Below are 7686 nucleotides of genomic sequence, written 5' to 3' on the forward strand. Positions count from 1 at the left end.
ATTTATCTTGCAGCAGGGAATAATTTGCCGTAAGTAGAAGCAGATGTAAATAAATCACAGTCAAAAAGCCGTTGCAAAGCGGTTTTTTGTTATAATTAAATGAAGAATGTAGAATCAAAGGAGAATAACATGACATTTGAAGAAATCCTACCTGGCTTAAAGGCTAAGAAAAAATATGTACGCACTGGTTGGGGAGGTGCTGAAAACTATGTTCAACTTTTTGACACTATCGAGCAAAATGGGGTTGCGCTTGAAGTAACGCCCTATTTCCTAATCAACGTATCTGGAGAAGGGGAAGGTTTTTCCATGTGGAGTCCGACACCTTGTGATGTTTTGGCGACAGATTGGGTAGAAGTGCATGACTAGGCGTGTACTCATTACAGGAGTGAGTTCAGGTATCGGATTGGCTCAGGCTCGACTTTTTTTAGAGAAGGACTATCAAGTTTATGGAGTGGACCAAGGTGAAAATCCACTCTTAGAGGGTGATTTCCACTTTTTACAGAGAGATTTGACCTTGGACTTGGAGCCAATTTTTGACTGGTGTCCTCAGGTGGATGTTTTGTGCAATACTGCTGGAGTTTTGGATGCTTACAAACCACTGTTGGAACAAACGTCGCAGGAAATTCAAGAGATTTTTGAAATTAACTACGTGATTCCTGTTGAGTTGACTCGGTATTATTTGACACAAATGCTAGAGAATAAAAAAGGGCTCATTATCAATATGTGTTCTATCGCTTCTAGTCTAGCAGGCGGTGGTGGACACGCTTATACTTCCTCTAAGCACGCACTAGCTGGCTTTACCAAGCAGTTGGCTCTAGACTATGCAGAAGATGGGATTCAGGTCTTTGGGATTGCTCCAGGAGCTGTCAAGACAGCTATGACAGCTGCGGACTTTGAACCAGGTGGATTGGCTGACTGGGTGGCTAGTGAAACACCAATCAAGCGCTGGATTGCTCCAGAGGAAATAGCAGAGCTTAGCCTTTTCTTAGCAAGTGGGAAAGCGAGTGCCATGCAAGGACAAATCTTGACAATAGATGGTGGCTGGTCTTTGAAGTAGGAGGACTTGGATGGAAATCAAAAATCACTTTGGAGTCTATGGTGTTTGCTATAAACATGGTTGTCTTCTTTGTATTCAAAAAACAGCAGGTCCCTACAAAAATAGGTTAGACCTTCCCGGTGGCAGTCAACAACTTGGTGAAGGACTTACGGAAACTCTGATTAGAGAAGTTTTGGAAGAGACGGGATTTACTGTTAGAAGCTACTCCAATCCTCGAATCTACGATGTTTTCGTCAGGGAAGAGTTAACAAATTTTATGGTTCACCATATCATGGCCTTGTATGATGTTGAAATGAATGAGGAGGCACCTCAAGTTACTATTTCTGAAGCTATCTCTGATGGTGTTAATGATTCACTGGGATATATTTGGATGGATATTCAAAAAATCACAGAAGAAAATGCATCGCCATTAGTCTTGAAGGTCAAAGCAGAATTATTAGGATTTCCAGAACTGGACAAGATCTTGTATATGAATTGGAAGGTGAATGATGAGAAACCAACTTGCCCTTAGTGGCGAAAAAATTGTTGAAAAAATTTATCCTCAGTTATTGCACCACGTAGGTATGATTAGAGGCGAATACTTGTTGAGAGAGCTTAATCAAAACATCATATTAGCAAGTTGTCAGCAATTTGTAAAAGATTATCTAGACACTATCTGCTCCTTGTACTCAGGTGAAGAAGTCTGGTATCGTTTTTCAGAATTAACGAATACAGAAGCTAATTATTTAGAGGGGACTAAAGAGTGTTTTGACGAAGGTCATCCTTTGTTTGGTTATAGAGGAACTAGGCGTTTACTGGCGTGTCTGAATGAATTTCAAGCTGAGGCACATGTTGTTACAGAAGTTTATCAAACCAATCCCAATCTGTCTCTTATTTTTCCTTTTGTCAATGATGCCGATCAATTAAAACAAGCTATTACAGTATTGCGTCAGCATGGCTTTACTGGGAAAATTGCCACGATGATTGAATTACCGTCAGCATATTTTGACTTAGATAGGATACTGGAAACGGGCATTTCAAAGATTGTAGTTGGAATGAATGATTTGACTTCTTTTGTTTTTGCGACTGTGAGAAACAGTCAATGGCATGATATGGAAAGTCCAATAATGTTAGATATGCTGAGACAGATGCAGGATAAAGCAAGGACGAAAAAGATTGACTTTGCTGTGGCAGGTTATCTGAATGTTTCCTTCATACAAAAAATGAATCAGATGGGTATCAAGTGCATTATCCACTACAGTTCTATTCCAGAGATTTTTGATTTAGAGATTGATCATCCAGACCACCTCAAACATGTAAAAGAAGTGAGTAAAAAATTACAAAGGAGCAACCTATGACACCGCAAGAAATGTGGAATGCCTACAAGCAAATCAATCCCTCAATTGGAGATGAGATAGATGCCTGGGCTTTTGGAGTAGATGCTGATTTCTTGGCAGATTTGGTTTTAAGAGGAGAAAAGACAGCAACGGCTTCAGCCTACGACCTCTATGCACTAGAAGCCGAACCCCTTCCACGAGAAGGGACCATCGATGTCATTTTAGACAGTCAAAATCAGGCTGTCTGTATTGTCGAAATTACAAAGGTTTCTGTCCAGCCCTTCAATCAAGTTTCTGCTCAACATGCCTTTAAGGAAGGTGAAGGTGACAAATCCCTAGCCTATTGGCGTCAGGTTCATGAGGATTGTTTCGCCGAGTGGCTGAGAGAAGCAGGACTGACTTTTACACCTGAAAGCAAGGTTGTTTTAGAAGAATTTCGCAAGGTCTACCCACTGTAGACTGTTAGACGGAAGAAAGTTTTGGAAATCACCGTCCAATCCTTTTTTCTCAAGCAAAACATGATATAATAAGTTTGTTTGAAGAAGAGCTCTAGCTCTTAAACTTAGAATAGGAGAAAACTATGCAAGCAGTTGAACATTTTATTAAGCAATTTGTTCCTGAACATTATGATTTATTTTTAGACTTGAGTCGTGAGACCAAGACGTTTTCAGGGAAGGTGACCATCACTGGTCAAGCACAGAGTGACCGTATTTCCCTGCACCAAAAAGACTTGGAAATCGCTTCTGTAGAAGTTGCAGGGCAGGATCGTCCATTTACAGTTGACCATGAAAATGAAGCACTTCATATTGAATTGACTGAGGCTGGTCAAGTTGAAGTGGTTATTACTTTTTCAGGAAAAATCACAGACAATATGACAGGAATTTACCCTTCATACTACACAGCTAATGGTGTCAAGAAGGAAGTCTTGTCTACTCAATTTGAGAGCCATTTCGCGCGTGAAGCCTTCCCATGTGTGGATGAGCCTGAAGCCAAAGCAACCTTTGACCTCTCTCTACGTTTTGATCAAGCGGAAGGTGAATTGGCCTTGTCTAACATGCCAGAAATCGATGTTGAAAACCGCAAGGAAACAGGTATCTGGAAGTTTGAGACAACACCTCGCATGTCTTCTTACTTGTTGGCCTTTGTTGCTGGTGATTTACAAGGAGTAACGGCTAAAACTAAAAACGGTACCCTCGTAGGTGTCTACTCAACCAAAGCTCACCCACTATCTAATCTTGATTTCTCACTGGACATCGCCGTTCGCTCAATTGAGTTCTACGAAGATTACTACGGAGTCAAGTACCCAATCCCTCAATCTCTCCATATCGCCCTTCCTGACTTTTCATCAGGTGCTATGGAAAACTGGGGTCTTGTGACCTACCGTGAAGTTTACTTGGTTGTCGATGAGAACTCTACATTTGCCAGTCGTCAACAAGTTGCCCTTGTAGTGGCACATGAGTTGGCTCACCAATGGTTTGGTAACCTCGTTACTATGAAATGGTGGGATGACCTTTGGCTCAATGAAAGCTTTGCTAACATGATGGAGTACGTCTGTGTGGATGCTATTGAACCAAGCTGGAATATCTTTGAAGATTTCCAAACAGGTGGTGTTCCGTCTGCCTTGAAACGTGATGCGACTGATGGTGTTCAATCTGTTCACGTCGAAGTTAAACATCCAGATGAAATCAATACGCTATTTGATGGCGCTATCGTATATGCCAAAGGAAGCCGCCTCATGCACATGCTTCGTCGTTGGCTAGGCGATGCTGATTTCGCTAAAGGTTTGCATGCCTACTTTGAAAAACACCAATACAGCAATACAATTGGTCGTGACCTTTGGAATGCCCTTGGTCAAGCGTCAGGACGTGATGTCGCAGCCTTCATGGATTCTTGGTTGGAACAACCTGGTTATCCAGTTCTCACTGTCAAAGTTGAAAATGATGTCTTGAAGATTTCACAAAAACAATTCTTCATCGGTGAGCACGAAGATAAGAACCGTCTCTGGGTTGTGCCACTCAATAGCAACTGGAAAGGCTTGCCTGATACACTTGAAACTGAAAGTATCGAAATTCCAGGCTACGCAGCTCTTCTTGCTGAAAATGAAGGAGCTCTTCGTTTCAATACTGAAAATACAGCCCACTACATTACCGACTATCAAGGAGACTTGTTAGCAGCTGTTCTTGCCGACCTAGTTGAGCTTGATAACACAAGTAAACTGCAAATCGTCCAAGAACGTCGTTTGCTTGCTGAAGCAGGTCACATTTCTTATGCAGACTTGCTACCAGTTCTTGATAAACTTGCTAAGGAAGAATCTTACCTTGTCGTTTCAGCTGTTTCTCAAGTAATTTCTGCTCTTGAGCGCTTTATCGATGAAGGAACAGAAGCTGAAAGAGCCTTCAAAGCATTGGTTGCTAAATTGGCTCGTCATAACTATGACCGTCTTGGTTTTGAAGCTAAAGATGGAGAATCAGATGAGGATGAATTGGTTCGTCAGTTGGCTGTTTCTATGATGATTCGCTCAAATGATGCAGAAGCTAGTCAAGTCGCTAGCCAAATCTTCGCAGCTCACAATGATCAGCTTGCAGGACTTCCAGCAGCTATTCGCTCACAAGTCCTTATCAATGAGATGAAACATCATGAGACTAAAGACTTGTTAGCACTTTATCTTGATACTTATACGCACGCAACAGATGCTGTCTTTAAACGTCAGTTGGCAGCTGCTCTTGCCTATAGTAAAGATGCGGACAATATCCAAACCTTGATTGCTTCTTGGAAGGACAAATTTGTGGTCAAACCACAAGACTTGTCTGCATGGTATTACCAATTCCTAGCTCATCAAGCAACTCAGGAAACAGCTTGGTCTTGGGCGCGTGAAAACTGGGCTTGGATTAAGGCAGCTCTTGGAGGAGATATGAGCTTCGATAGTTTTGTTATTCTTCCTGCCCATGTATTTAAGACAGAACAACGCTTGGCGGAATACAAAGAGTTCTTTGAACCACAACTTTCTGATCTTGCTCTTAGCCGTAATATCGGCATGGGAATCAAGGACATTGCAGCGCGTGTTGACTTGATTAACCGTGAAAAAGCTGAAGTGGAAGCAGTCGTTCTTCAATATGGGAAAGCTTAAACATTCGTAAAATAATAAAAACTCAACTTTCTCTCTTAAAGTAAGAGGGAGTTGAGTTTTTTTTAAGGCAAATTTGGTATAATGGTTTTAATAAGGAGGAGTTTCTCATGATAAAAATCTTATTGGTTGAGGATGACCTAGGCCTGTCAAATTCAGTATTTGACTTTTTAGACGATTTTGCGGATGTCATGCAGGTATTTGATGGAGAAGAAGGTCTCTACGAAGCTGAAAGTGGCGTCTATGATTTGATTTTGCTCGATTTGATGTTGCCAGAAAAAAATGGCTTCCAAGTCTTGAAAGAATTGCGTGAAAAGGGAATTACGACACCAGTTCTGATTATGACTGCCAAGGAAAGTTTGGATGACAAGGGACATGGATTTGAATTGGGAGCAGATGATTACCTGACCAAACCTTTCTACCTAGAAGAACTCAAAATGCGGATTCAGGCCCTTCTCAAACGTTCAGGGAAATTTAATGAAAATACGCTATCTTATGGAGATATTCTTATCAATTTGTCAACCAATACCGTTAAGGTTGAAGATACTCCTGTCGAATTGCTGGGGAAAGAGTTCGATTTACTAGTTTACTTCCTTCAAAATCAAAATGTTATTTTGCCTAAGACGCAGATTTTTGATCGTCTATGGGGATTTGATAGTGATACAACGATTTCGGTTGTCGAAGTCTATGTTTCAAAAGTCCGTAAGAAATTAAAAGGAACCACTTTTGCAGAGAATTTGCAAACCTTGCGCAGTGTTGGGTATATTTTAAAAGATGTTCAGTAAACTAAAAAAAACATGGTATGCGGATGACTTTAGTTATTTTATCCGCAACTTTGGTGTCTTCACTCTGATTTTCTCTACCATGACTCTGATTATTTTACAAGTCATGCATTCGAGTCTTTATACTTCGGTGGATGATAAGCTTCATGGACTAAGTGAAAATCCTCAGGCAGTTATTCAGCTTGCTGTAAATAGGGCAACAGAAGAGATTAAAGATTTAGAGAATGCGGCTACAGATACTAGCAAGACTGAAGTAAAACCCAATGTCAGTTCCAACACAGAAGTCATTCTTTTTGATAAGAATTTTACCCAGCTCCTTTCTGGAAATCGATTTTTGGGATTGGATAAGATTAAGTTAGAGAAGAAAGAACTAGGACATATCTATCAGATTCAAGTTTTTAATAGCTATGGACAAGAAGAAATTTATCGCATGATCTTGATGGAAACCAATATCAGTTCGGTTTCAACTAATATCAAGTATGCGGCTGTCTTGATTAATACAAGTCAGTTGGAGCAGGCCAGTCAAAAGCATGAGCAACTGATTGTGGTCGTGATGGCTAGTTTCTGGATTTTGTCTTTGCTTGCCAGTCTCTATCTAGCTCGAGTCAGTGTCCGACCTCTGCTTGAGAGTATGCAGAAGCAGCAGTCCTTTGTGGAAAATGCTAGTCATGAGTTACGAACTCCACTTGCAGTTCTGCAAAATCGTTTAGAGACCCTTTTCCGTAAGCCAGAAGCTACCATTATGGATGTGAGTGAAAGCATTGCATCGAGTTTGGAAGAAGTCCGAAATATGCGTTTTTTGACGACAAACTTGCTGAACTTAGCGCGTAGAGATGATGGGATTAAACCGGAACTTGCAGAAGTTCCAACCAGTTTTTTCAATACGACTTTCACAAACTATGAGATGATTGCTTCGGAAAATGACCGTGTCTTCCGTTTTGAAAATCGGATCCATCGCACGATTGTCACAGATCAGCTTCTTTTGAAACAACTGATGACCATCCTATTTGATAATGCTATCAAATACACTGAGGAGGATGGTGAAATTGATTTTCTTATCTCGGCGACCGATCGCAATCTGTATTTACTGGTTTCTGATAATGGAGTCGGTATTTCGGCAGAAGATAAGAAGAAAATTTTTGATCGTTTTTATCGAGTAGACAAGGCTAGAACTCGTCAAAAAGGTGGTTTTGGTTTAGGATTATCCCTAGCCAAGCAAATTGTAGATGCCTTAAAAGGAACCATTACTGTTAAAGATAATAAACCAAAGGGAACAATCTTTGAAGTGAAGATAGCCATCCACACACCATCTAAAAAGAAAAAATAAAAATATCGCTCCGACTGGGGCGATATTTTGGAGTACGACGGGCATGTCGTATATCTGAGGTGTAAGTCCTCCGTGGGCAC

Annotated in this window: 7 protein-coding genes and 1 pseudogene; all 8 read left to right on the top strand. The window is 40.8% G+C overall.

Annotated elements, in window-relative coordinates:
* Positions 1-129 precede the first annotated feature (129 nt).
* The 8 genes and pseudogenes from RYL77_RS08490 to ciaH all read left to right on the top strand — a co-directional run bounded on the left by RYL77_RS08490 (position 130) and on the right by ciaH (position 7606).
* Positions 130-366, top strand: coding sequence for a DUF2829 domain-containing protein (locus RYL77_RS08490; protein ID WP_000141913.1), 237 nt, complete (start codon positions 130-132; stop codon positions 364-366).
* Positions 359-1057 (top strand): 3-oxoacyl-ACP reductase, encoded by a 699-nt coding sequence (locus tag RYL77_RS08495; protein ID WP_315010960.1) that lies wholly within the window; start codon positions 359-361, stop codon positions 1055-1057. Before RYL77_RS08490 ends, RYL77_RS08495 begins: the two co-directional genes overlap by 8 nt.
* Before the next feature lie 10 nt (positions 1058-1067).
* Positions 1068-1568, top strand: coding sequence for an NUDIX hydrolase (locus RYL77_RS08500; RefSeq protein ID WP_315010961.1), 501 nt, complete (start codon positions 1068-1070; stop codon positions 1566-1568).
* A pseudogene (locus tag RYL77_RS08505) lies at positions 1546-2449 on the top strand (putative PEP-binding protein). The gene RYL77_RS08500 and the pseudogene RYL77_RS08505 overlap by 23 nt, the downstream one beginning before the upstream one ends.
* Positions 2391-2831, top strand: a complete 441-nt coding sequence (locus RYL77_RS08510) for an ASCH domain-containing protein (protein WP_315010962.1) — start codon at positions 2391-2393, stop codon at positions 2829-2831. Before RYL77_RS08505 ends, RYL77_RS08510 begins: the two are co-directional and overlap by 59 nt.
* Positions 2832-2953: 122 nt before the next feature.
* Complete coding sequence (locus RYL77_RS08515; protein WP_315010963.1) at positions 2954-5500, top strand: M1 family metallopeptidase; 2547 nt, start codon at positions 2954-2956, stop codon at positions 5498-5500.
* A gap of 107 nt (positions 5501-5607) precedes the next feature.
* Entirely contained in the window at positions 5608-6282 is a 675-nt protein-coding gene (ciaR, locus tag RYL77_RS08520; protein WP_000590627.1) for a two-component system response regulator CiaR, read from the top strand.
* Positions 6272-7606 (top strand): two-component system sensor histidine kinase CiaH, encoded by a 1335-nt coding sequence (gene ciaH / locus RYL77_RS08525; RefSeq protein ID WP_269795977.1) that lies wholly within the window; start codon positions 6272-6274, stop codon positions 7604-7606. Before ciaR ends, ciaH begins: the two co-directional genes overlap by 11 nt.
* Positions 7607-7686: the final 80 nt, after the last annotated feature.

This window comes from uncultured Streptococcus sp., from assembly GCF_963516515.1.
In the GTDB taxonomy this organism is placed as follows: domain Bacteria; phylum Bacillota; class Bacilli; order Lactobacillales; family Streptococcaceae; genus Streptococcus.